This is a genomic window from Populibacterium corticicola (assembly GCF_042683685.1).
GTDB classification, from domain to species: domain Bacteria; phylum Actinomycetota; class Actinomycetes; order Actinomycetales; family Cellulomonadaceae; genus Timonella; species Timonella corticicola.
Genome location: NZ_JBHUOP010000003.1, coordinates 585,491 through 609,697 on the forward strand (window position 1 = coordinate 585,491; position 24,207 = coordinate 609,697).

The 24,207-nt window shown below is 59.9% G+C and carries 18 protein-coding genes and 1 tRNA gene; 12 read left to right on the forward strand and 7 right to left on the reverse strand.

What is annotated here, in order from left to right:
• Window positions 1-108: 108 nt before the first annotated feature.
• From ACFSYH_RS09460 to ACFSYH_RS09480, 5 genes are all read left to right on the forward strand, one after another.
• A tRNA-Leu gene (locus ACFSYH_RS09460) sits at window positions 109-191 on the forward strand.
• A 659-nt stretch (window positions 192-850) separates the two neighbouring features.
• Window positions 851-3,082: a hypothetical protein gene (locus tag ACFSYH_RS09465; protein WP_377466680.1), complete on the forward strand. Its 2,232-nt coding sequence runs from the start codon at window positions 851-853 to the stop codon at window positions 3,080-3,082.
• 78 nt (window positions 3,083-3,160) lie between these two features.
• Window positions 3,161-3,676, forward strand: a complete 516-nt coding sequence (locus ACFSYH_RS09470) for a low molecular weight protein-tyrosine-phosphatase (RefSeq protein ID WP_377466681.1) — start codon at window positions 3,161-3,163, stop codon at window positions 3,674-3,676.
• A 303-nt stretch (window positions 3,677-3,979) separates the two neighbouring features.
• Window positions 3,980-4,213 carry a LuxR C-terminal-related transcriptional regulator gene (locus tag ACFSYH_RS09475; protein WP_377466682.1) on the forward strand — a complete coding sequence of 78 codons (234 nt, stop codon included), beginning with the start codon at window positions 3,980-3,982 and terminating at the stop codon, window positions 4,211-4,213.
• 362 nt (window positions 4,214-4,575) lie between these two features.
• On the forward strand, window positions 4,576-5,013 hold the full coding sequence (locus ACFSYH_RS09480) for a (deoxy)nucleoside triphosphate pyrophosphohydrolase (protein ID WP_377466683.1): 438 nt from the start codon (window positions 4,576-4,578) through the stop codon (window positions 5,011-5,013).
• Window positions 5,014-5,058: 45 nt separating this feature from the next.
• On the opposite strand, the gene ACFSYH_RS09485 is transcribed toward ACFSYH_RS09480, so the two are convergent.
• Both ACFSYH_RS09485 and ACFSYH_RS09490 read right to left on the reverse strand, forming a co-directional pair.
• On the reverse strand, window positions 5,059-6,615 hold the full coding sequence (locus ACFSYH_RS09485; protein WP_377466684.1) for an SDR family NAD(P)-dependent oxidoreductase: 1,557 nt from the start codon (window positions 6,613-6,615) through the stop codon (window positions 5,059-5,061).
• A 175-nt stretch (window positions 6,616-6,790) separates the two neighbouring features.
• A complete protein-coding gene (locus ACFSYH_RS09490) occupies window positions 6,791-7,816 on the reverse strand; it encodes a LacI family DNA-binding transcriptional regulator (protein WP_377466686.1) in 1,026 nt (341 codons plus the stop codon).
• A gap of 254 nt (window positions 7,817-8,070) precedes the next feature.
• Here ACFSYH_RS09490 and ACFSYH_RS09495 point away from each other — a divergent pair, with 254 nt between their 5' ends.
• The 4 genes from ACFSYH_RS09495 to ACFSYH_RS09510 all read left to right on the forward strand — a co-directional run bounded on the left by ACFSYH_RS09495 (window position 8,071) and on the right by ACFSYH_RS09510 (window position 13,165).
• Window positions 8,071-9,384 (forward strand): ABC transporter substrate-binding protein, encoded by a 1,314-nt coding sequence (locus tag ACFSYH_RS09495; RefSeq protein WP_377466687.1) that lies wholly within the window; start codon window positions 8,071-8,073, stop codon window positions 9,382-9,384.
• A 94-nt stretch (window positions 9,385-9,478) separates the two neighbouring features.
• Window positions 9,479-10,423, forward strand: a complete 945-nt coding sequence (locus tag ACFSYH_RS09500) for a carbohydrate ABC transporter permease (RefSeq protein ID WP_377466688.1) — start codon at window positions 9,479-9,481, stop codon at window positions 10,421-10,423.
• A gap of 11 nt (window positions 10,424-10,434) precedes the next feature.
• Window positions 10,435-11,259, forward strand: coding sequence for a carbohydrate ABC transporter permease (locus ACFSYH_RS09505; RefSeq protein WP_377466689.1), 825 nt, complete (start codon window positions 10,435-10,437; stop codon window positions 11,257-11,259).
• Window positions 11,260-11,266: 7 nt separating this feature from the next.
• Window positions 11,267-13,165: a glycoside hydrolase family 127 protein gene (locus ACFSYH_RS09510; RefSeq protein WP_377466690.1), complete on the forward strand. Its 1,899-nt coding sequence runs from the start codon at window positions 11,267-11,269 to the stop codon at window positions 13,163-13,165.
• A 120-nt stretch (window positions 13,166-13,285) separates the two neighbouring features.
• Here the strand turns inward: ACFSYH_RS09510 and ACFSYH_RS09515 are convergent, their stop codons facing one another.
• The 5 genes from ACFSYH_RS09515 to ACFSYH_RS09535 form a co-directional block, all read right to left on the reverse strand.
• Complete coding sequence (locus ACFSYH_RS09515; protein WP_377466691.1) at window positions 13,286-13,888, reverse strand: NADPH-dependent F420 reductase; 603 nt, start codon at window positions 13,886-13,888, stop codon at window positions 13,286-13,288.
• Window positions 13,889-14,162: 274 nt separating this feature from the next.
• On the reverse strand, window positions 14,163-14,699 hold the full coding sequence (locus ACFSYH_RS09520; protein ID WP_377466692.1) for an NADPH-dependent FMN reductase: 537 nt from the start codon (window positions 14,697-14,699) through the stop codon (window positions 14,163-14,165).
• Between the two features lie 213 nt (window positions 14,700-14,912).
• Complete coding sequence (locus ACFSYH_RS09525) at window positions 14,913-15,749, reverse strand: sugar phosphate isomerase/epimerase family protein (RefSeq protein ID WP_377466694.1); 837 nt, start codon at window positions 15,747-15,749, stop codon at window positions 14,913-14,915.
• 224 nt (window positions 15,750-15,973) lie between these two features.
• Complete coding sequence (gene thiD, locus ACFSYH_RS09530; RefSeq protein WP_377466695.1) at window positions 15,974-16,765, reverse strand: bifunctional hydroxymethylpyrimidine kinase/phosphomethylpyrimidine kinase; 792 nt, start codon at window positions 16,763-16,765, stop codon at window positions 15,974-15,976.
• Window positions 16,766-16,984: 219 nt separating this feature from the next.
• Window positions 16,985-17,590 carry a phosphoribosylanthranilate isomerase gene (locus ACFSYH_RS09535; protein ID WP_377466696.1) on the reverse strand — a complete coding sequence of 202 codons (606 nt, stop codon included), beginning with the start codon at window positions 17,588-17,590 and terminating at the stop codon, window positions 16,985-16,987.
• A gap of 162 nt (window positions 17,591-17,752) precedes the next feature.
• Between ACFSYH_RS09535 and ACFSYH_RS09540 the strand changes: the two genes are divergently transcribed.
• From ACFSYH_RS09540 to ACFSYH_RS09550, 3 genes are all read left to right on the forward strand, one after another.
• Entirely contained in the window at window positions 17,753-18,313 is a 561-nt protein-coding gene (locus ACFSYH_RS09540; protein WP_377466697.1) for a EutP/PduV family microcompartment system protein, read from the forward strand.
• A gap of 201 nt (window positions 18,314-18,514) precedes the next feature.
• Window positions 18,515-21,373 (forward strand): cation-translocating P-type ATPase, encoded by a 2,859-nt coding sequence (locus ACFSYH_RS09545; RefSeq protein WP_377466698.1) that lies wholly within the window; start codon window positions 18,515-18,517, stop codon window positions 21,371-21,373.
• A gap of 307 nt (window positions 21,374-21,680) precedes the next feature.
• On the forward strand, window positions 21,681-24,207 hold a 2,527-nt coding region (locus tag ACFSYH_RS09550; protein WP_377466699.1), incomplete at its 3' end, for a S8 family peptidase.

The following is a 24,207-nucleotide window of genomic DNA, read 5'->3' on the forward strand; positions in this document are numbered from 1 at the left end:
AACCGCTGGATTAGGCCAAAGAAAGGCCACACGTAATGTTATCTGTGCCGTAGTGAAGTATCACGATGTAAAGTGTGCAGGAATTGCGTGGTACAGTTTTACTCGTTCGCGTGTGTGGCGGAATGGCAGACGCGCTGGCTTCAGGTGCCAGTGCCCGCAAGGGCGTGGGGGTTCAAGTCCCCCCACACGCACGGTACAAAGCACGATCTCGGATGGCCGGGGTCGTGCTTTTCGTTTACGGGTTCCATTTGGTGACATGCGTGTCAGAGAACCAGGTTCCGGAATGTCGGTAGGCGGGTTCCAACGGTCGTTGTGGCTCCTGATTGCTCAGGGTGTTGCAACGACCCTTGGAACTCGCCAATGTCGGTGGGCCTTTTCTGTTCCGGGTGCGTAGTTCTTACTGGGGTGGTTGGAGTAATTTCGTCCCACCGAGTCATCTGTAGGACTGAGCACTCCACTGGTTCGGATTGGCGACGAATTGGTTGCGCTGAGTGCTCCACTCTCGTTTTGCTTCACCCAACCTCACGCTATGTTTCGGGTCTGTCGGCACTGTTGCCAAACAAAACCAGAACACCGCCGACAGCGCCGCAACGACGGAAGGCGGAGGAAGGTGCGAGGTAGCGAACGAAGATCTTGGGACCATCAAATGGCGGGGAGTCTTGGGGTTTAGGGGAGTAGTGTCCGTCACATCGGCTGAAGTATTGTGGCTGAATTACTTGCCTTTTCATGAAAAATCTTCCCATATGGGTGGTTGTTCCCATGCCCTTGCTCTTGATCTATAACCTGCGCTAACGCACCGTAGGGGGTGAAGTTCACCGAACACACTTCACGCGTATCCCCAGGAGCCCTCATGCACGTGAGAGTTGCGTCGCCTTCGCAGCCTTCTGACCCATCACGTGCTGTCCCGCGCGCGAAAACATCAAGCAGGATATTGGTCGAGGGCGACAAGAATCCACAGCGTTCGGGTTGGCACTATGGCCATGCAACGGATGACACGACCTTGTCCCGCCGCGACGAGTTGGTGCCACCGCGCAACGTTCCGGTCCTGTCAGCCATGGACCAATCACCGTGGGCCCCTCCGGCAGTGCCAGCGCAATACACCGAACCGCCGGTTGAACCGCAACGACCAGTCGCGGATGCCCAAATCGGTGCCTCAACGCTCACCATCAACCGCAAGACACTCGAACGAGTGCGCAAACAGCGTCAGGAACGGCTCACACGCACTGCTCCGAGCATGACACTCGCACGCAGCAGCGCGAACCGCAACGCCCCGGTTCCGCCGCCTCCCCCCGAGGCGACCTCGGCCAACCTGGGAGCAGTCAGGCAGCAGGGCGTCACTCAACCTGCCACCCACCAGACGGAGGACGAGGGTAGGGGCGGGGACTCGTCGGCAATCAAGTGGGAGGTCACGGGGACGCACCCAACGGACGCTGGCGCGGTCCCACCCGTGCGCAAAGCGTATGTCTCCACGGTGGAGACCAGTTCACCGCGGATCGTTGACCGATTCGCCTTTGATGGTGTCATCGAGGAGACAGTTCGGCTCGTGAGTTCTTATGTGCCGTCGCGTTCGGTGTTGCGCCAACCACGGCAGCGCGCCACGCGACGGACCACCATCCAACACGTACCGGGAAATCGCGCGCTGCGCGAAGCGGCTCGTCGCGCGATCAACGGCGAGGCAAAGCAGCCAGCGAGTCCAGCGGAGACCGAGAGCGCGCCAACGATGCAGATGCGCGCCGTGACCGCTGCAGACCTCATCAGGACGGATACAACAACCGAGCCAGCCCCCGCCGCCGCGAACACGCCGCAGCACGGCGGACAAGCACGCACGCCTGAGCCGATGCAGGATGAGCGCGCCCTCCCAGCGCAGGATGCCCCACGGGCCGCAGGCGCACAGTCTGCCCTGAGGAGCACGCCTCCAGTCCCGCCGCCACCCGCCTCTGCACCGGTACCCCCGCCACCCGTACCACAGCAGGTTCCAGTCGTTATTGAGGACCCAGCCGTCACAACAGCCCCTTCGGCTCGGGTCAGCCGGGCGCGTCACAGCCGTCTCGACCCCGAGAGCCAGCGCCTACGAGCGCTGCTTGGCATGTTAACCGTGACTGTGTTGCTCGCATTCGGGGTCGTCATTTGGCAGAGTCACACCCAATACGGCCCTGCCCTCACCGCGCAGCATGTTGCCGATCGGTACGTCACCGCACTCGCGGAGGGGCGTGCAGAGAGCGCCTATGAGCTTGAACCACACAAGGGGCTGCCGATCCTCACCGACGCCACCTACCGTGATATCACAGGGCGTCCGACGGAATACACGCTCGGCATGCTCAAGAAGGAAGGCGACACTGCAACCGTGTCGGTCACCTGGCGCGACATGGATGGAACCAAGCGCAGTTCGATCTCACTGGTGCGCGATGAAGCAGGCCCGTTCGGCCTGGTGCCGCAATGGCGCATCACCAAGGGACTGTCCGTGCCGGTTGCGCTCACTGTCCAGTCCTCAAGCATCCATGACTCAGTTGCGCAGATCGACATCAGTGACAGTGGCACGTACGTTCGGGCCACCGATTCGCGCGAGGGAACCGTGGTCTCGCTGTTCCCAGGAACGTATTCGTTTGAGGTCTCCCACTCGGCGAGGTATGCGGACTTTGGCGAGGCGCAGGATCTCGTGGTGGCTGCGGAGCCGAATCGGCCAATCGTCGTCTCGTTCAGTGAGCGCCCAAGTGAGCTGCTCCTTCAAGACGCTCGGGAGGTGGCACAGGACCATCTGCGTGACTGCATGAATGAACTCAGCGAACTCGGGTGCCCCAACCGCGTCGAGGAATTGGGAGTGAGTGCGGATCAGGTCTCTGAGTTCCGATGGACGACGGACTCCCTGCGGTTTGTCCTTGCGGAGGACGGCGCACGGCTGAACTTCTCGGGTACGTTCGTGCTGGACTATACGTATGCGTGGCGTGGTGGGATATTCGGCGGTGCCCAGGTGTGGGCAGGATCAGACGACGAACCGATCTGGGATGAGCAGCGCGAGATCGAGGTGAATGGCTCCTGGCGAATCAATACGCTGGGCGAGAAGGTCGCGCTTGTGTTTGAGTGATTATTACCTACGATGCGAGGCGCACCCCTGTCCCTCCAATCGTGGCAGCATTGATCAGTCAAGCTAAGGAGCCCTGAAGTGTTTAAGGTCATGATGGTGTGCACGGGAAACATCTGCCGTTCCCCCATGGCGGAGATCGTGCTGCGTGAGAAGTTGCGCGAGAAAGGCCTTGAAGGGCTGGTTCAGGTCGATTCAACCGGAATCTCGAATGAGGAAGTCGGCAACGGTCTTGATCGCCGGGCGCGCAAGGTCCTGGTTGAGGCTGGATATGGCGATGCCGCCCTTGACACACATACTGCCCGACAGCTTTCTGGTGCGATGCTCGCAGAACGCGACCTGGTCCTGGTGATGACCGCGCGTCATGCTTCCGCGGCGCGCAGGCTTGCGGAACGAGCGGGGGCTGATGGTGGTGTGATCCAGATGTTTCGTACCTTCGATCCCGCCGCTCCCTCGTTGGATGAAAATCCCGAGCACGTCCTCGATGTCGATGATCCCTGGTATGGCGGGATGAGAGACTTCGAGGTGTGCTTGGAACAGGTTGAGGCAGCGGTTGCCGGCCTCGTTGAGCACCTTGAACGCGAAGCCAGCGCTTAGCATTCCTGTGGCGGGATCCCATGGGAACAAGAGCCTACGTGTGTACCCGTAGTGTGTTGGTCGGCGTTCTCAACCCGACTACGTACGTGTGATTTAGATCACATTTAACCTTGCCTGTCTTGTAAAAATCACCCCAAAATTGGGCAAATCAGGCGCTCTCCGGTTCCATTACGAAATATCTCAGGGAAAGCTCCGAGTTTCTGCGTAATGATTCTTCATAGGGGCACTCTCATCAAGTGGGAGAACCAAACCGGCGGGGGGCTCGGCCGCATCACCGAGCGCCGGCAAACAGATGGAGGAACAATGAGCACCACTGACACACTTGAGCAAGCAGTAGAGGTCAAGGACCTGACAAGGCGCGAGCGCGTAGTGCTTGCAAACCTTTCCGAAGAGGCAACGCTCGAGCAGATCGCTGCAAAGCTTTTCGTCACCCGCAACACTGTCAAATCTCAGGTGCGTTCGGTCTACCGTAAGATCGGCGTATCCACTCGAGCAGACGCTGTCCGCTGGGCACGCGAAGCAGGTATTCAAGCCTGATTCGTTCCACACACTTCTCAAGGGCCGCGTTCTAGGATGAGCGCGGCCCTTGTGTTTTCTCAGGGGTGGTTCTGGGGTTGTAGACCCAAACGGGGTTAGGGGCGAGTGGGCCTGGCCGGTTCGGATCTGTCGGTGGATGATGCTGGACTCGATGGGGCCAAAAAGATCCGGGTGCACACACAAAGTACGTATACCCGGACCCAAAACAGCCCAGCGGACAGGAGTGTCATCAGGTTTTGTCTGGCCCGGCGGGCCAATTTAGTCCCATCGAATTATCCGCGCCTATGACCGACTGCCGGAATAAAATTAGCCCGACCACGCTTTATACCAGCAGTAACAAAACAACGAAAAGGAGTTAAGACATGACAGAACTCAGACTCGTTGTTGCAGCAGCACTTGTTGATGACCTCGAAACCCCAACCCGCATGCTCGCAGCACGTCGATCGAAGCCGGCTCAGATTGCCGGACGGTGGGAGTTCCCAGGAGGCAAAGTCGAGTCAGGCGAAAGCCCCGAACGAGCGTTGCACCGTGAACTGCATGAAGAACTCGGCATAAAGGTTGCACTCGGCAAGGAGATCGTCGGCCCAGACAACGGCGGCTGGATCATCACCGACCGCCACATCATGCGCCTGTGGTACGCCCGCATCACAGAAGGTGAACCCCATCCTCTCGTCGAACATGATCTCCTCGAATGGGCGGAGCCTACGAATCTCCGCGGATACAACTGGCTTGATGGAGACGTGCGGATCATCGAGCATATAGAACGGGAACACTCCCAGTTTCAACCTGTTCCTGCGTGATCGCAGAGCCGTCCAGTTCTCACAGGGACGCCCTGCCTTGTCGGCTTACCAGTTGCTCGGCGCGTAATCCTTGAGGAAGCAACCGAACAGATCCTCACCGTCTTCACCGCGCACAATCGGGTCGTACACGCGCGCTGCCCCATCGATCAGATCGAGCGGCGCGTGGAAGCCCTCCTGAGCAAGGCGGACCTTGGTGGTGTGCGGGCGTTCATCCGTGATCCAGCCGGTGTCCACTGATGTCATGAGGATCGAGTCGGACTCGAACATCTCGCGGGCACTCGTGCGGGTCAGCATGTTGAGCGCCGCCTTTGCCATGTTGGTGTGTGGGTGCCCTGGTCCCTTGTAGCCTCGATTGAACACACCCTCCATTGCGGAGACGTTCACGACATAGGCTCGGCGCGCACCTGCCTGGACCGCCGCGCGCATGGCTGGACGCAGACGGCTGATCAGGATGAACGGTGCCGTCGAGTTGCACAGTTGAACTTCGAGTAACTCGAGTGGGTCAATCTCGTCGACGCCCTGAACCCAGGAGTTCGTGTGCACCAGATCTGGCACCAGGCCACCCGCGTCGATTGCGGTTCCGGTTTCGATGCGCTCAAACGAGGCTGATCCTGCACTGAGCGCGAGTTTGGTGATGAGTTCTGGGGTGGTGACCGCGGGTGATACGCGTACTGGCGATGCCCCAGCCTGAGGTGTCGAAGCAGAACCGCTATCGGTCGCGACATCTCCTCCCTCAATGCGACCCTGTACCTGGCCTCCGAGGGTGGCCGGGTGTGCATCGAACGAACGCCCCAGTCTTAGGACCTGTGGAAGTACACCGGAGGGGAGTGGCGCAGACTCAGCTTCAGCAAGCGGCGCATAGGCGCCGGCAGAGCGTCGAACCGTCTGCGCGGCGTTGTTGATCAGGATGTCCAGTGACCCGTCGCTTGCAACCTCGTCGGCGAGCGCAACGACTTGCGCGGGGTCGCGTAGATCGATGCCTACGATCTTGAGCCGGGCGATCCAGTCCGACGAGTCCTCGATGGCCTTGAATCTGCGTACGGCATCGTTGGGGAATCGGGTTGTGATGGTCAGGTATGCTCCGTCGCGTAGCAGCCGCAATGCTATGTGCATGCCGATCTTCGCGCGCCCGCCGGTCAACAGTGCGCGCTTGCCCCGTAGATCGGTGCGAGCATCTCGTTTCGAGTGATTCAGCAGTGAACACTCCGGACACAACTGGTGATAGAAGTAGTCGACATCCACGTAGTGCCGCTTGCAGATGTAGCACGCCTGCGGACGACTCAACTGCCCCGCGAACCGTGACGTGGTGGGGGAGATGAGGTCGAGTCCCTCGGTCTCATCGTCGAGGCGGGTAGAGGCACCGGTTGCCGTGGCTTCTATGACGGCTGTGTCGGCGGCACGCACCTTCTGCTTGGCGTTGTTCCGGCGAACCTTTTTGAGGGTTTTGAACAGTTTCGAGGTCGCGTGCATGAGTTGCACGCGGTCTGGATGATCGGTGGGAAGATCATTCGCCTCGTCCAGTACACGCAGCGCGATTGTCAGTGCCTCTGGGTCGAGTGGGGCGTACTGTTCGGTTGGATTCTGGGCAGACACGTCCTCCATTATGCGGTCCGCCGCGGCTGGCGGGCGCTATTGGTGGTCAGCCTCACGGTGCCGTCTCGTTTCGCTGTGCTTATTGCCGACGAGTCCCTCCTTCCAGCGCAACCATGCGCTGGGAGGAGGGACTCGTCGCCAATCTGGAGAATTTCTACCGAACGCCTCACGCCGGAATGCGTGGTTAAAGTGCAGCCGTGGATTCGCGGTACACGAGCTTGCAGGGCAGGGCCTCGATACCGCGGGCAGTCTCGCCGTCAAGGATGCTGAACAGTTTGCGAGCGGCGAGGTTCCCGAGTTTCTCAAGTTGCATGTCGATGCTCGTGAGTTGCGGGCGTGAGTTGGCGGCAAATGCCTCCCAGTTGTCGAACCCAATCACGGCGATATCCTCTGGAACCCTACGTCCGGCCTCGCGAAGCGTGTCGAGTACTCCTCGCGCGATCTGGTCGCTTCCGCAGAAGATGCCGTCGATGTCGTGGCCCTGGCTCAGGAGCATGTGTGCCGCGCCCCGTCCCCATGATTCACTCCAACTTCCCTCAAGAGGATGCCCCGAAACAAAGTCGAGACCGTTTTCGTTGAGTGCGGCACGGGCTCCTGCAGCACGCTCGTGGGTCGCGCCGTAGGAGGGATCACCCGTAATGTGCGCGATTTTCGTGCGACCACACGCGAGGAGGTGCTCGATCGCCATCCTGCCTGCTCCGTAGTTATCGACTACAACCGAGTAGTCATTCTCGTGGAGAGACGGGGAATAGGCGTAGACGACTGGCACATCAATATTGCGCCCGAGGGTCTGTCGTGGATCGGGACGAGAACCCACCACAATTATCCCGTCAACGCGGCGAGAAAGCAGTGCACGCAGGTGGTGACGTTCGCGGATAGCGTCGTCGCGTGCGTCGCAGAGGAAGACCGACACAGCTCCTGCACCGAAAGCGTCTTCGGCCCCGAGGAGGATGGGAATCGAGAAACGTCCTTCGAGGTCAGAGGTTATCAGACCAACGGTTCCCGTACGTTGCTGATGCAGGGACTGCGCAAGGATATTGGGCAAAAACGAAAGTTGTTCGGCAGCGGCTTTCACTCGAGCTCGGGTTTCGGCGCGCACCTGTGGCTTGTCGTTGAGGGCCTTCGAGGCGGTGGCAACCGAAACACCTGCAAGGCGCGCAACATCGGCGAGGGTTGACTGCGACTTGGGCAACAGCGCGGGTTCGTTCATTTTTCGGTGCTCCTAGCATGTCCTAAAGACGACGATATCATTTTCGAGCGGCGAATTTATGCGGGATATTGGGCGAGTTCTCCATTATTTCCCACGACTCTCTTGACGTGCGGTCCTGCTTTCGGATAGATTCAGAAAACGATTTCGGTTTGTTTCAGTAAGCCGATTCCCTGCCCAGATCCGACGGAGCACACATGGTAGTGAAGTTTCTTCGGCCCGGGCTATCAACTCAATGACGAGAAAGAAGGAATGCTGTGAAGGCTTCACCATTTGCGCGTCGGGGCAAGGCGGTCGCGGCTGCTTTTGTCGCGAGCACTCTCGCGCTGACACTCGCGGCGTGTTCGTCCGGAGACGACAAGCCAGCAGAACCTAGCGGCGCGGAGGTGCCCGCAGCCGGCGTAGACGATGGCACCGAATTGACCATGTGGACCCGTGCGCCACTGGAACGTCAGGCCAAGAACCTCGTGGCTGCCTACAACGCCGCACACAAGAACCAGGTCAAGCTCGAGATCATCCCCAACGACGACATGGAGGGAAAGATCGGTGGTGCTGCCGGAAATGGCGATCTGCCAGATCTGCTCGCCGGTGACGTCGTGCGCCTTCCAAACTGGGTGAGCAATGGATTGTTCACCGACATCACAGCCAACATCGATGGCCTCGACTTTGCGGATGACATCTCATCTGGACACATTGACGCTGGAACAGTCGATGGCAAGAAGCACACCGTGCCCTTCGTGATCGACTCCTCCGCGTTCTTCTGGAATAAGGACCTGTACCGTGAGGCTGGCCTGGACCCAGAAAAAGGCCCGACCACCCTCCAAGAGTTCAAGGAGCATGCGCTCGCAATCCAGAACCTCAACAAGGATGGCGTCTCTGGAACCTACTACGGTGGCAACTGCGGTGGCTGCCTCGTGTTCACCTGGTTCCCACACGTATGGGCATCTGGCGAAGAGGTCATTTCCGAAGACGGCACCACCTCGCTCATGGCAAGCGACGCCGCCAAGGCTGTGTACGACACCTACCGCGAGCTGAATGAGGCCGGAGCTGTTGGAAGCGGCTCCAAGGAAGAGACCGGTGCCACCTGGACCGCGCCATTCCAAGAGGGAAAGATCGGCGTCATGGCGTACCCAAGCACAATGCTCTCAACCGCTAGGGACGCGGGCATCGACGTAGGCGTTGGCGGAATCCCCGGTGTTGACGGTGGGGTGTCCACCTTCCTCGGCGGCGATGCGATGGGAATCTCGAAGGACTCCAAGAACGTAGCTCAGGCCTGGCACTTCCTGTCCTGGATGCTCTCCGAGGAGACCCAGCTTGAGGTGGTCGCCAAGGAAGGCGATGTGGTCACCCGCAACTCCTTGCTCAACAACGAATACACCTCAGCGGACCCGAACGCCCTAGTGCTCAGCGAACTCGTGGCACACGGACGTACCCCAGTAGCCCCATACTTCTCCGAGGGATTCAACGCCCCCGGCTCACCATGGACGGTCCTGTTCCGCAACGCCACGTTCGGCGACGGAACAACAGTGGATGTTGACAACGACGCGCTGACCGACGTACTCAGCCAGTAACCAATCCAGGCGGCGCTTCGGACATACGCCGGAGCGCCGCCCACTTTCAGGCTCTTTACGGCCGCTCACGACACACCTTGCCCTTGGAGTTTTCATGTCAGCGCAGACAGCGAATGAACTCGCTGGACGAGTGGGAAAAATCCCCTCTCGACCACATAAACGGTTCAACAAGCGGGCCCTTCTCGGAATGGCCTATGCGACCCCTACCGCCCTCTTCGTGGTGATCTTCTTCCTGATCCCACTCATCCTCGTCTTCGTGATGTCCGGATCGGACTGGTCACTGCTGGGCGGGCAGAAGGACACCAACTTCCCAGAGAACTTCAGGGAGGTCGTGGATCACCGCTGGTTCTGGCAATCGATCATCTTCACCTTCAAGTACACGGCGATCGTGACCGTGCTGCTGATTGGGCTCGGTCTTGGTCTTGCCATGCTGGTTCAGGAAAGCACCCGATGGAAGGGAGTGCTGCGTACCGCGATTCTCGTGCCATCGGCACTGGGACTGGCCTCGGCATCGCTACTGTTCTATGCGCTCTACTCACCGCAGGTCGGGCCGATCAATCCAATCCTGTCCTCGCTTGGGCTCGTGGATAGCAGTTCCGCAATACTCGGCACACCCGATGGCGCACTGTGGGCGACCGTGTTCCTGATCGTGTGGCGTTTCTCCGGGTTCTACATGCTGCTCCTGCTCGTGGGCCTACAGGGGATTCCGCATGACGTATACGAGGCCGCCCGCATGGATGGCGCCAAACCGTTCACCATCTTCCGGCGGATTACGATCCCGCTGCTTCGGCCATCAATCGCGCTGTCCACGATCATGTGTGTGACCGGATCGCTTCTGGCATTCGACCAGTTCTACATCCTGACCAAGGGCGGACCGGACGCCTCCACCATGACGGTTGTCCAGTTGATCTACAACATCGCCTTCGAGTCCAAGAAGGATCTCGGTATGGCGGCGGCGCTTTCAGTCATCGTGCTCGCGGCGCTGATCGTCATCAACATCTTCCAAATGAAGGTCCTTCGGGACCCGGACGCGAACTGAGGAGTCGAGAAGTGAAGAAGGCTTTCGGCTGGCTTCCCACCAGCTCCTACTACGTACTCACCGCGGGTCTCGCAATCATCTTTCTGGCCCCGCTCGTATGGACCGTCATCGCATCCGTGTCGCCCCAGGCCGGATCCGCCCAGACGGACGGTTGGGGTTTCGGCAACTACGAGACCCTCGCCAACTATCAACTCGGAATCGGTACCTACACCTGGAACTCGGTCGTCATCACGGTGCTGACCGTACTGTTCACCCTCGTGATCTCCCTGTTCGGCGGTTACGCGTTCGCACGCTTCGTGTTCCCAGGAAAGAACATGCTGTTCCTGCTCACGCTTTCGATCCTCATGGTGCCGTACGCAACGCTGTTGATCCCGCTCATGGTGTCGCTCAAGGCGATGGGTCTGAACAACACCCTGGTCGGCGTGGCGCTTGTCCTCGCCATGTTCCAGTTGCCGTTTGCAACCTTCATGATGCGCATTTCGTTCGAGTCGGTTCCCAAGGAACTTGAGGAGTCCGCACTCATGGATGGCTGCGGAACCTTCGGAGCGTTGTTCCGAATCCTGTTGCCCGCAGTCAAACCAGGACTCATCACGGTTGGCCTGTTCGCCTTCTTGGCGGCATGGAACGACTTCATGGTCCCGCTCTACCTTCTTGGAAGCGATAACCAGCCACTCCCACTGGCGCTCGTCAACATGCGCCAGCAGGTTATGGGCGTCATCGACTACGGGGCCACCCAAGCGGGCGTCACCGTGCTCGCGATCCCCTGTGTTGTCCTCTTCCTCGTCCTCCAACGTCAATATGTGGCCGGCTTTATGTCTGGTGCTTTGAAAGGCTAGGTGTCCAATGTCCACCTTGTTGCAATCTGTTAAAGGTATTCCAGTGGCACCCTCGCAGGCTCGATTCAAGCCTGTCAGCCTCAACGATGTCACGATCGATGAGGGCTTCTGGAAGGACTATCAAGACCTCAACCATGAGGTGACGCTCGCGCACATCGACAAGTGGCTTGAGCGTACGGGCTGGCTCAAGAACTTCGAGCTGGTCGTCTCGGGGAACATCGCCCAGGAACGTAAGGGTCGAGAGTTCTCCGACTCGGAGATATACAAGTACCTGGAAGCGCTCAGTTGGGAGTATGGCCGTACCGGCGATCCCGCACTCAACGAGCGAATCGAGGCCATTGCCCGCACACTGGAGGCCGCTCAGGATGAGGATGGCTACCTCAACACCAGGTTCGGGCATCCGGGGCTTGAACCGCGCTACTCAGACTTCGAGTGGGGTCACGAACTCTACTGCTTCGGACACCTCATCCAAGCCGCCGTGGCACGCCTGCGCACATTTGGCGAGGATCGACTCACCGCCGTGGCCCGCCGGGTGGCTGACCACGTGTGCGAGACCTTCGGTCCAGACGGTCTCGACGTAATCTGTGGCCACGCCGAGATCGAGGTGGCGCTCGCGGAATTTGGCCGTGCCACGGGGGAACGAAAGTACATCGAGCAGGCCAGGCTCTTCATAGACAGGCACGGCAAGCAGAGTCTTGCCGATATTGAGTTCTCGCGTGCATACTTCCAAGACGATGTGCCGGTGCGTGAGGCTGACAGCATGCGAGGGCACGCGGTGCGCGCAATGTACCTGTCTGCTGGCGCACTCGATGTGGCACACGAGTCCAACGACCACGGGCTTGCAGAGGCGGTGCGCAACCAGTGGGATCGAGCTCTTGCACGACGCACCTACGTCACCGGCGGCATGGGCTCGCACCACCAGGATGAGGCCTTCGGTGAGGACTTCGAACTTCCGTCAGATCGTGCATACTCAGAGACCTGCGCGGGAATCGGTTCCATCATGGTGGCGTGGCGACTCCTGCTTGCAGACGGCCAGGCGCAGGAGGCCGACCACATCGAACGCGTGCTGTTCAACGTGTTGGCCACGGCGCTCGCGGATTCTGGTGACGCCTTCTTCTACACGAACAGTCTGCACCAGCGGGTTCGTGGACACGAGGCCCACCCGGACGAGATCAGCCCGCGCGCGCACGCTTCATTGCGGGCTCCCTGGTTCGAGGTCTCATGCTGCCCCACAAACATCTCGCGCACGATCGCGTCGCTCGGCGCCTACGTGGCGACGACCTCTCAGAACGCGCTACAGATTCATCAGTATCCTTCGGGTATCCTCGACACCCGTGTCGGCGAGAGCGGACGTGCCCAGGTGCGAGTGCGCAGCGAGTTTCCGCGTCGCGGACGCCTCCGGATTGAGGTGGGCGCCGAATCGCGAGGTGTTTGGGACCTGCAGCTTCGGGTTCCGGGCTGGGCTGCGGATGCCCGCGTCACGGTCAATGGCGATTCCTGGGCGGTGACGTCTGGATACGTGACTCTCACGGAGGCGAGTGCACCGGGCACGATCATCGACGTTGACTTTGGCTCGCAGCCGCGCATCCTAGAACCGGATCCACGCATTGATGCGGTCCGTGGTTGCGTTGCCGTGCAGGTCGGCCCGCAGGTTTACTGTGTCGAGTCGGTTGATCTACCCGACGATCTGGATGTTGACGTCCTGACATTCACGCGTGATGTGCGGTGGGAGGACGGCCTGTTGGTGGGGGACTTCCTCGTGTCCGTCCCCGAGGATTCGGCGTGGCCGTATTCGGCTGACTCCTCGGGGGCGACCCCACGTAAGATAAGCATCCCGCTGCGCCCGTACAACTCGTGGGGGAACCGTGGGCCGGCAACTATGCGGGTGTGGCTGCCAGTTCTGTGAGCTAGCCACATCTCGTGTGCTCGTAAGATCCGTACACATATCTATTGACGACGATGCCCTCCTGCCAGCGTGGCTTGCGCTGGCAGGAGGGCATCGTCGTAAGGATTTAATCAAGCAGGATCACGCGGTCATGTTGAACCCACCGGTCCAGTTGATTTTCTCAGAAACGGCGAAGGTGAGTTGCAGGAAGCCGATAGCTTCGAGTTCACGTGCGCGCTTAAGTGAGCCTGCGTCGATGGCGTTGATGCCGCCAGCGGTTACGGCACCGATCAGGGCGTCCTTTGCGGCAGTGTCGTCACCTGCTACGAGCACTGTGGTTGCGTTTTCAGCCTTCTTGGAGAAGAGACCCGATTTCGCTTCACCGACAGACTTGTTCGTCAAAGTTGCAGCGAAGTTGGTGTTAAAAGCCTTGAGCACTTTGGACTGGGGAAGTTTGGCTGCGATCTCTTGTGCCGCTGAACCATCGCTCGGGACTACCAGCGAGTCAAAGGTTTCGAAGTTGAGCGGGTTGGTGATGTCAACGACTGTCTTGCCTTCCAACTGCGAGCCGAGACGCGAGACGATGTCGTCTACAGCCGGAAATGGGACGGCGAGAACTACAATGTCGCCATTGATGGTGGTCGCTTCTCGGGAGACGAAGTCGACTGCCGCGCCACCATCTGTGAGTACCGAAGCGATTGCTTGGCCCATATTGCCTTGACCGATGATGCTGAAGTTTGCCATGAGAGTCTCCTTGACTGCGATGTCTTCCGTACCGAAGACGGTTGCGAAATGAGAAATTACTTGACGCTTCAAGCAATCCATGCCTCTAGCCTACGCCTTAATAGTTGAAGCATCAAGTAATTTTGATGACTCGCGCATCACACTGGAGCGGGCTGTTAGGGGTGGGTTGAAGGTGCTTCGCGGGTAACGGAAAGGCCCTTCTTCCAGCGCAACCGTGTGCTGGAAGAAGGGCCTCGTCGGAAAGCGGCCTGGAGGCCGCTTTTCACGCGTGGAACTAGTTGCCTGCGTTGCTTGCGATGGCGGTAAGGAAGTCGCGTGCCTCTGCGCGTCGTTCGACGGAGGCGAAGTTGCCGGACTCGTCGAAGGTGTCCTCGGCAACGTGTACGTTCAACTGGGTCTCAAGCACCTTGGCCTGTCCGAACTCAAGGACGGCGGCGAGGAATCCGCCAGCCTTCGATCCGCCATGAGGTGCGATTGATGCGGTGGCAACCGCGGTGGGCTTGCCGCTGAATGAGTGTTGTCCCCAGGGGCGCGAGGACCAGTCAACGGCGTTCTTGACGGCGCCGGAGAACGAGTCGTTGTACTGCGGGGTCGAGACGATGACTGCGTCCGCCGCCTCGATTTCAGCCTTGAAGTCGCGGGCGGTCTGCGGGTAGTTCGCATCGAAGTCTGGGGAGTACACCGGCAGTTCGGCGATTGGGATCTCGGTGAGTTCAACGCCCTCGGGGGAGTTGAGTTTGAGGGCCTCGAAGACCGAGCGGTTGATCGAGGTGGATGAGATGGAACCGACGATGTAGCCGATGCGTGCCATGTTTACTCCTGGGAATCTGAGGTTCGTGTGGGTTGCGTTAGTAGGCGCAACTAAATGCTTGAACCCTCAACTATTTAAGTTCATTCCGAAGCGCTTCGTGATGCCGGTCACTGTGTGCTCTGGGCCGCTTGTGATGGGACCACAGGCGGTCCAATGTGACCATGCCCAATGGTCACATTGGACCGCTGGCCGTCACATTGCATTGTCTGTGGGTTAATGCCACGCGTCAGTCGGGCGGCTGTGCTCGGTCTCGAACTGAGCGACTGGCATCGGTGGTGGTGTGGCGCCCCTGATGGCCGAACGGGCGAACTCCAGGGCCTCGCACACCATCGCCTCACGGTGATCGGCATTGTCCGCCTTGCGAGTACCGATCTCAACGCATAGATCGCCGGACCAATCCCGGTGCACGAGATGCTCGATCACCTGGCGCACGGGTTGGGTGCCAAGCCCCGGGACCAGATGCTCATCGTGATTGCCGCCCTTGCCGTCGGCGAGGTGAATGTGACGCACGGTGTCACCAAGTTCTTGGACGAGGGAGAGCGAATCCTGTCGCGATGTCGAGGCATGGGAGAGATCCACTGTGACGGCATCGTAGTTCTGTGTCCGTAGATCCCAGTGGGGCAGGTAGGCGAGACGTTCGCGTTCCTTGTATCGCCACGGATACATGTTCTCTACCGCGATGGTGATATTGGTCTGCGCCATCAGACGTTTCACGTGGGTCTGAAAGACGGCGGCGTAGCGAGGCTGCCACATGAATGGAGGGTGGACGACGACCGTGGGCGCACCAACCTGTTCGGCCAACTCCACAGACTTCTCCAGCTTGCGTGCCGGAAAGGCTCCCCACACGTTCTGGCTCACCACAAGAGACGGAGCGTGGATGGAGGTGATGGGTAGGCCGTAACGATCCGACAGGTTGCGAAGCTTCGTCGCATTCTGTGTGACCGTGTCCGTCCATACCATGATCTCCATCCCGTCATATCCGGCGCGTGACGCCAACTCGAACGCATAGGCGGTGCGTCGTGGGAACACGGATGCGGTGGATAGAGTCACCTTTATTGAATCGCCGACCATATTTCTAGCGTATGCAGATTCCCGCGCAGATCAACTGGAAGATCCTGTGAACATTGGGTTTTACGTGACACACGTGGGGGTAGGCCTGTGATGCTACGCCGTGGGAGAAAGTGGTTGAACATGGGCAGAATGCATTCTGCTCATGCGAAAACCGAGGGCCACTCACCAGGTGAGCGGTCCTCGGCATGCACTTGGGACGCGTCCTATGCCTGCTGCCAGATTGACGCGAACGGCGCGTTCGACTCGACTCGGTTCTTGATGCCCTCGGTGACCAGTTTCTTCGCCACGGACACCGCCGACTTGATGTCAGAACCCTTTGCGAGTTCAGCGGTGATCGCGGCTGCGAAGGTGCAGCCAGCCCCGGATACGCGTTCCTCGCCGATCTTGGGCTCTGAGTAGATGGTGACCTCTTCACCGTCGAACAGGACATCGACTGCGTATTCGCCAGGAAGCTCGGTACCGCCCTTGACCACCACGTAGCGTGGTCCCTGAGCGTGGATGAGCCGTGCCGCTTCGATGAGGTCATCGACTGTGTTGAGTTCGATCAGCCCGGACAGGGTGCGGGCCTCAAAGTGGTTTGGGGTGACGACGGTCGCGAGCGGAAGGATCTTCTCGCGTAGGGCGGTGTCCGTGTCGAGCGCAGCCCCAGGTTCCTGACCCTTGCAGATCAACACCGGGTCAAGCACGATGTTGTCCCACTGCTGCTTCTTGAGGGACTCCTCGACGGCATCGATGGTCGCTGGAGTTCCGAGCATCCCGATCTTGACGGTCTTCTGCTCGTGGATGGCCGTTGCGGCCTCGATCTGATCCTTGATGACCTGTGGGTCGACTGGCACGAAGCGGTGAGCCCAGTTGTTCTTCGGGTCAAAGGAGACGATGCAGGTGAGAGCGCCGGAACCGTAGACCCCGAGTTCCTGGAATGTCTTGAGGTCGGTTTGGATTCCAGCACCGCCCGTGGCCTCTGAACCGGCGATAACGTATGCGAAATTGACCATGAGGGTTCCTCGTGCGTGTCATGAAGTGAATGCGGATGAACTGTCTACGAGACTACGCCTGTCCACACAGCGAGTGAGTGTTCGGCTCATTTTATGAAACGTAAAGGCCACAAGAATCGCGGCTCTCCAGGCTGCCGCTACGCCGGGAGGAGACCTCTTGGAAAACTGGGAGTTCTGGCAGATCGCGCTGGTCGCCATGCTCAGGTAGCCGAACGGTGCCTACCTAGCAGCCCGCGCGCTGGCCACGAACGACCGAATCTTGTCCAAGTCCTTGATGCCGGGCGCTGACTCCACACCACTCGACACGTCCACGCCCCACGGTTGCGCCACCGTGATGGCGTCGGCCACGTTGTCCGGGTTCAAACCACCTGCCAGGAGCCACTTCCCGTCAGGACGATTGCCGACGAGTCGGCTCACGTCCCAGCGTTCGCCCGAGCCCGCGTTGGGTGCGTCGAGGAGGAGAAGTTCCTCCCCGTGAGCGCCAACGTGTAGGTCAGGGTCCTGTGCCAAAGAGGTGGCGCGCCAGATGCGCGGAAAGACATGACCCGCGGATTGAAAGTCCGATGCGGTGTATCTCCCATGTAACTGAAGCGCGGACACGCCGAGGTCTAGAGCGAGACGGGCCGCATCGTCGGCAGGCATCTTGGCAACCACCAGCACGGTGTCGACCGAGCAGCCGGCGGCTGCGAGCACCTCGCGCGCCCTGTCAGGCTCAAGGTGGCGGGGACTTCCCGGTGCGTGGACCACGCCGATCGCGTCCACGCCGGCATCGATGGCGGTGCGCACGGACTCGACGGTGCTCAGACCGCAGACCTTCACATACATGGATACTCCTTACGCGGGTGCGTACTGGTTGCGAACGGCTCTCGTTTCGCTCCGCAGGTATTTGCTTCGCGAAATCCCCCACACTACGCTGCACTATTCTGTCCGTAACGGGTGCCCTCTTGTCTCGCATCGCCGAGACGCCCGTTCTATTACAGTTGATGGATGCGTCTTCACGGTCCCGAGTATCAACTGCCGAACCGCATCACGCGCATCATCGTGATCGGAGTGACAGGTTCGGGGAAGACCACTCTATGTCAACGTATCGCGGAGAGCCGCGGGATTGAACACACAGAACTCGACTCGCTGTTCCACGGTGAGAACTGGGAGCCGCGTCCCAGGTTCGTGGATGACGTGCACGATCTGGTTGCCCGCGACAACTGGATCACCGAATACCAGTACAAGGCTGCACGCCCCATCATCATCGAGCGCACGCAAGCCGCGATCTGGCTTGACCTGCCCACCCGTACCGCCTTCTCGCAGTTACTGCGTCGTACCTGGCGGCGCTGGCGCCTCAACCAAGAACTATGGAACGGAAACCGCGAACCCGGCCCGTCCACCTGGTTCACACGCAGCGATGAGAACATCCTGTGGTGGGGCTGGACCACGCGAAACAAACTCCGCCACACCGATCATCACCTCGCGGCGTATGACATTGATGTGATTCGGCTGCGAAACCGACGCGAAGTACGCGAATGGTGCGCACGCAACCTCGATCAGGCATAGGGTGAACTGCAACTCAGAGTCGGTTTCGGGACCATCCTACGGGTAAGTGTCAGGAGACATCGGTAGGATCGAAGTGTCGATGCGATAAATGGATCGAGTTTGGCTACCTCCCTCTGTGTCCTTTGAAAGGCTGGTGGTCGTGACGTCTCACGAATACTGTCGCATGCTCTGCCAGATGACGTGTCACGAGGAGAAAAGACTATGACGGTGCCTGGCCCACCTTCGGAACACGACGCGGGAACCGCCACCAAGGCGCCCAAGAAACCACGAGGTGGCGAGCCTGCCGAACTACGGGAAGACGCGCTGATCTTCGCCGAGAATCCAGCTCATGCGCGAGACCTCTCTGACATCTTCGATGTCACGGGCACCTCCTTGGATGGTCTCGGTGCCACTGACGCGGAAGCACGTCTGGACGACTTCGGGCCAAACTCGACACCGGCTGCCCCACGCCCCGGCTTGGTGGCACGGATCCTGGAACACGTTTCAGATATCCTCGTTATCATCCTGCTGGTGGCAGCGGTCCTCAAGGCGATTGTCGGGGACTGGGTCGACTTCGCGATCATTCTCGTGGTTGCGGTTGTCAACGTTGCCGTGGGGCTCATCCAAGAGGGGAAAGCAGAGAAGGCCCTCGACTCGATCAAGTCGATGCTCGCGCTCACCGCAGAGGTCAAACGTGGTGGACGTTGGGAGACGGTTGACGCGGAAACCCTCGTGGTCGGCGATGTGGTGCGGGTTCGCTCAGGCGCCCGAATCCCAGCGGACATGCGACTGATCGAAGCCGTGAACCTACAGGCCGACGAATCGGTTCTCACCGGTGAATCTGATGCGGTCGTCAAAACCGTTGGCACGGTCGGTGCTGGCGCCGGTACGGGTGACCGCTCGAACATGCTGCACTCGGGGACCCTCGTCACCGCGGGAACGGGTAGCGCCATTGTTACGGCGACGGGCCCCAACACCGAGATCGGGCGGATCCAGACGCTCATGGCTCAGGTTGAGCCACTTGAGACCCCGCTGTCTCGGCAACTCGACAGGCTTGGCAAGACCCTCGCGATCATCGTTGGTGTCATGGCCGTCGTCATGGTCGTGCTGGGCCTCTTCGTCCATGACTATTCGGCCTCGGAGACTCTCTCCGCAACTATCGGTTTCGCCGTGGCGGCTATTCCTGAAGGCCTGCCCGCGCTTGTGACGATCACGCTCGCGATGGGCGTGCAGCAAATGGCTCGACGTCACGCGATCACCCGACGTCTGACCTCCGTCGAGGCACTGGGTTCAGTCACGACGATCTGTTCGGACAAGACCGGCACGCTGACCAAGAACGAGATGACGGCCCGCGTCGTCGTCCTCGCGAATGAGCGCTTCAAGGTTGAAGGCGAAGGCTACGATCCAACGGGTGCGCTGCGAATGAACGGTGCGCGGGTTGAGTTCGACTACTCGCGCGACCTCGCGCATCTCATCGCCGCAGGTTCCATGTGCAATGACGCGCAGATCGTTTCGGATCGAGGACGGTGGGAACTCGTGGGTGCCCCCACCGAGGGCGCGATCCGAGTTCTCGCGGACAAGGCGAACTTCCACATCCCTCACATCCGTCATGCGGTGTTGCCGTTCGAGTCGAGCCACAAGTTCATGGCCACGATTGACGAGTTTTCCTTCCTGAGCAACGAGGGTTCCTTTGAAGCCCGTGAAACCGGTGGTGGACGTACCCTGCACGCCGTAGGCGCGCCAGATCGGCTGCTACGCCGCTGTGCGTTCCAGTTCAGCCCCTCGGGCGAGACTGTCACGATCGACAGAAAGTACTGGGAGGGGATTGTCGACGAGTTGGGCGCGCAGGGCCTACGGGTGCTGGCGATCTGCGGTCGAGACCTGTCGGGCACGCCATTGGAGGGTGCGACAGAACTCGGCCTTTACGATGCGGTCGGTTTGGTCATGTATGGACTCGTTGGAATCGTGGACCCGCCGCGCCCGGAAGCCATCACCGCTATCGCCGAGTGTCAGCGCGCTGGAATCGACGTGGTCATGATTACGGGCGATCACTCGGGAACCGCGACCGCCATCGCATCCGAACTGGGCATCATTCAGGATCAGGCTCTCAAAAACGCCGACGGTGAGCCACAGGTCATGGTGGGCGCAGACCTCGATCACATGAGCGCAACGGAGTTGCAGCAGGCAGTCCGTACGGTGCGAGTGTTCGCTCGTACGAGCCCTGAACATAAGCTACGGATCGTCGAGGCGCTCCAAAAGAACGATCATGTCGTGGCGATGACCGGCGATGGCATCAACGATGCCCCCGCGCTGCAGAAGGCCGATGTCGGCGTTGCCATGGGCATCAAGGGAACGGAGGCTACGAAGGAGGCCGCTGACATCGTCCTCACCGACGATAACTTCGCGACCATCGAGGGTGCGGTTGAGGAAGGCCGCAGGATCTTTGACAACATCCGGAAGTCGGTCATCTTCCTGCTCCCCACCAACGGTGCACAGTCGCTTGTGATTCTCATCGCCGTCCTGTTTGGCTGGGCCCTGCCGCTCACACCGGCGCAGATCCTGTGGGTCAACATGATCACTGCGATCACATTGTCGCTTGCCCTCGCCTACGAGCCCGCCGAACCTGGGCTCATGGACCGCAACCCCCGCAACCCTCGCGAGGGCGTGTTGTCCAAGGGTGCACTCGTGCACGTATTGCTCGTGTCCCTGCTGATCGGCGTGGCCACGCTGTTCGTGGTCTGGCTCGAACGTCACCTCGGATCAACCGTGGCCGAGGCTCAGACTGCCGCGGTGACCACGCTGACCCTCGCTCAACTCGCCTACCTGTTCAATTGCCGATTCCTGCACCGATCATCGATCACAACAGACGTGTTCAAAGGCAACAAGGTCGTCTGGATAGCTGCCCTCAGCCTTGTATTACTGCAGGTCGCGTTCACGCTGTTGCCGTTCATCAACTCGTGGTTCGGTTCAGCTCCCATCGGGGTCGCGAAGTGGGCTGCCTCGATAGGGTTGGCCGTTGCCGTGTTCTTTGTCATTGAGATTGGCAAGAAGGTTCAACGCTCCCGTCTGGCCAACCAGTAACGGAACCCTGGTCAGAACGCCGGTCCGGCCGTTCGATTCGCCTTAGTGTGACTAAGGTCAAGCAGAAGTTGATCCAGAACTCGATTACGTTAACTTAGGTTAGGCTACGCTTTGTTTTGAGTCTGATGCAGGCTCCCACCGATAGACATCGCCGAAGCAAAGACGGCCCACCTGAATGAGATACATGATGCGCGCCCCACTCCGCACAGCCCAACACAGCGAGCGGAAGGCATCAAACTTCCTCCAACCTCACATCCGGCGAACAACGTCGATCACAGCAGTACTTACGCTGTTTATGAGCGGTTTTGTGGGAATCACGCCAGTTGCTGCCACGGGCCCCACGCCCCAAGGATTTGAGGACGGGCATTACATCATCGAGTTGTCCCAGCCGCCAGTCGCAGGCGAACTGGTCGCAGCCCAGGACATTGATGCAGTGGAGTCGCAGGAAGACGTCTTGGAGAGTATTCAAGGTGCGGTTGCTCAATCCGTGGGGGCGGACGTGGAACAGAACTACACCGTGGCGATCAACGGGTTCTCTGCAACTCTCACGGCAGAACAGGCCGAAGCGCTCAGCGAGCACCGCCAAGTCCGCTCAGTCTCTGTGGAACGGATATACGAGGTTCAAGCTCAATCCACCACTGAGTACTTGGGCCTAGGGGAGCCTACAGGCCTGTGGTCTCAAGTGGGAGGGGTGGACGCCGCCGGGGAGGGAGTTGTCGTGGGTGTGCTCGACTCAGGAATCTCCCCTGACAACCCGACGATGGCTGGAAGTCCACTCACAGCGAATGCGACCGACCCCGCGACACCGCACCTCGCAGATGGCGGAATTGCGATGGTGAAGGCTGACGGGCAGACTTTCACCGGCGTCTGCCAAACTGGACCGGGATTTGATGCGTCCGACTGTTCCACCAAAATTGTTGGTGCCCGCTACTTTGACAATGCGGTCAACTCCGGCAGCATCTGGGTTGTCGGAGACGAGTACAGGTCGCCCAGGGACTACAACGGGCATGGCTCCCACACGGCCTCGATCGCTGCCGGAAACGCAGGGGTCGATGCCAGTTACGCCGATCTCGATAGCGTGACCATCAGCGGGGTGGCACCCGCGGCAAAGGTCGCAGTGTACAAGGTCTGCTGGCAATCTATTCTTGGTCCAACGCAGTGCGGCGAGAGCGACCTCATCGCCGGAATCGAGGCGGCAATCCGCGACGGTGTGGATGTCATCAACTACTCAATTGGTTCGAGTAACGGCGATGACACCGTGTCTGGTCCAGTTGACCTTGCTCTGCTCAGGGCGAGCAGCGCTGGTATTTTCGTCTCTGCCTCAGCAGGAAACTCCGGGTCAGGTGCCTCTACCATCGATCACACCGAACCCTGGTTGACCACCGTTGCCGCCACAACCAGTGCCCAAGAGGCAACTGTCATCGCCGGTGAGTTCAGCGAGGTTGGCGCTTCGGTCACGGTGTTCGGGACCGGTGTAACCGATCTTCCATTGGTGCTTGACACTTCAAGGAGCGGTGCCAGGTTTTGCCGTGAAGGGTCCCTGAGCGATGACGTGCAAGGGGCGGTCGTGCTGTGTGCGCGAATGACGAATGACAGCGCCACGTTGCGTCGTGAACAAACCGCTGAGGTGCGTCGTGCGGGAGGCGTTGCGGCCATCATCGCGAACACGGCCAGTTCGCCACAGGATGTGCTGGCGGAAACGCACCTCATCCCCACCGTGCATGTGACCCGAACCGTCGGGGAGGCCTTGACCGCCTACGTACCGACCTCTGGCTCTGCAACCGTTAGTTTTCTGCCGTTCAACACCACTGGAGAATCACTGCTTCAGAGCCCTCAGGTGGCGACCTTCTCCAGCCGAGGTCCGGCCAGAACCTCCAGCGGGAACATCTTGAAACCAGATGTCGCCGCCCCAGGAGTGGCCGTACTTGCAGCGGTGTCGAACGCCAGTGGCAAGGACCCCCAATACCGCCTCATGTCCGGTACCTCAATGGCAGCACCACACGTGGCAGGACTTGCCGCAGTCTATCTATCGACTTCACCTCACGCGGGTCCGGCAGAAATCAAGTCAGCGCTGATGACCACAGCAGGAGACACGCACACCAGCGAGGGAGAGGTGAACACTGATCACTTCGCTGACGGGGCAGGGCAGATCGCACCACAGGACTTCCTCAACCCGGGGTTTGTCTATAAGTCGGGTCAAGAAGAGTGGAATGGATACCTCAACGGGCTGGGGGTGGACACCGGAAGCCGTGACACGCCAATTCACGGGAGTGAAGTGAACCAGGCCAGCCTTGCGATCGGTCAACTGGTGACCTCTCGTGAGGTCACGCGTACCGTCACCGCGACTGCCCCTGGACGTTATACGGCACACGCCGCGCTTCCCGGATATGACGTGTCGGTGCAGCCAAGTGTTCTTGAGTTCACGAAAGCCGGTCAGGAAATCAGCTATCGGATTACGGTGACCCGGGTTGACGCACCGCTCGGGGAATATGCACAGGGAAACATCACCTGGGTGGGAGAGGACATGAGTTCTCGTTTCCCCATCGCGGTCAAGGCTGTGTCGACTTCCACCGAGCCCCCGCTCGCCGAACTTCCCGCACAACCGGAGGACCCGACTGACGACGAGGTAGAGCCTAAGGTTCTCACTGGTTCTGTGCCCACTGTCTCTGGTTCACCTCAGGTGGGGAAGAGGCTCGCCGCACAATCAGGAACCTGGACTGCGGGCGCACAGTTGACATACCAGTGGTTTGTTGGGGGTCAGCGGGTTGATGGCGCGACTGGTTCAACGTTTACGGCTCGGGCCTCTGATGTGGGTAAGTCGGTTACGGTGCAGG

Excerpts from the sequence above, each read along its gene's own strand:
- ACFSYH_RS09480 (WP_377466683.1), top strand. The coding sequence starts at position 4,576 with ATGACAGAACTCAGACTCGTTGTTGCAGCAGCACTTGTTGATGACCTC.
- ACFSYH_RS09545 (WP_377466698.1), top strand. The coding sequence starts at position 18,515 with ATGACGGTGCCTGGCCCACCTTCGGAACACGACGCGGGAACCGCCACC.
- ACFSYH_RS09520 (WP_377466692.1), bottom strand. The coding sequence starts at position 14,699 with ATGGCACGCATCGGCTACATCGTCGGTTCCATCTCATCCACCTCGATC.
- ACFSYH_RS09465 (WP_377466680.1), top strand. The coding sequence starts at position 851 with ATGCACGTGAGAGTTGCGTCGCCTTCGCAGCCTTCTGACCCATCACGT.
- ACFSYH_RS09535 (WP_377466696.1), bottom strand. The coding sequence starts at position 17,590 with ATGTATGTGAAGGTCTGCGGTCTGAGCACCGTCGAGTCCGTGCGCACC.
- ACFSYH_RS09515 (WP_377466691.1), bottom strand. The coding sequence starts at position 13,888 with ATGGCAAACTTCAGCATCATCGGTCAAGGCAATATGGGCCAAGCAATC.
- ACFSYH_RS09500 (WP_377466688.1), top strand. The coding sequence starts at position 9,479 with ATGTCAGCGCAGACAGCGAATGAACTCGCTGGACGAGTGGGAAAAATC.
- ACFSYH_RS09485 (WP_377466684.1), bottom strand. The coding sequence starts at position 6,615 with ATGGAGGACGTGTCTGCCCAGAATCCAACCGAACAGTACGCCCCACTC.
- thiD (WP_377466695.1), bottom strand. The coding sequence starts at position 16,765 with ATGGTCAATTTCGCATACGTTATCGCCGGTTCAGAGGCCACGGGCGGT.
- ACFSYH_RS09490 (WP_377466686.1), bottom strand. The coding sequence starts at position 7,816 with ATGAACGAACCCGCGCTGTTGCCCAAGTCGCAGTCAACCCTCGCCGAT.
- ACFSYH_RS09540 (WP_377466697.1), top strand. The coding sequence starts at position 17,753 with ATGCGTCTTCACGGTCCCGAGTATCAACTGCCGAACCGCATCACGCGC.
- ACFSYH_RS09510 (WP_377466690.1), top strand. The coding sequence starts at position 11,267 with ATGTCCACCTTGTTGCAATCTGTTAAAGGTATTCCAGTGGCACCCTCG.
- ACFSYH_RS09475 (WP_377466682.1), top strand. The coding sequence starts at position 3,980 with ATGAGCACCACTGACACACTTGAGCAAGCAGTAGAGGTCAAGGACCTG.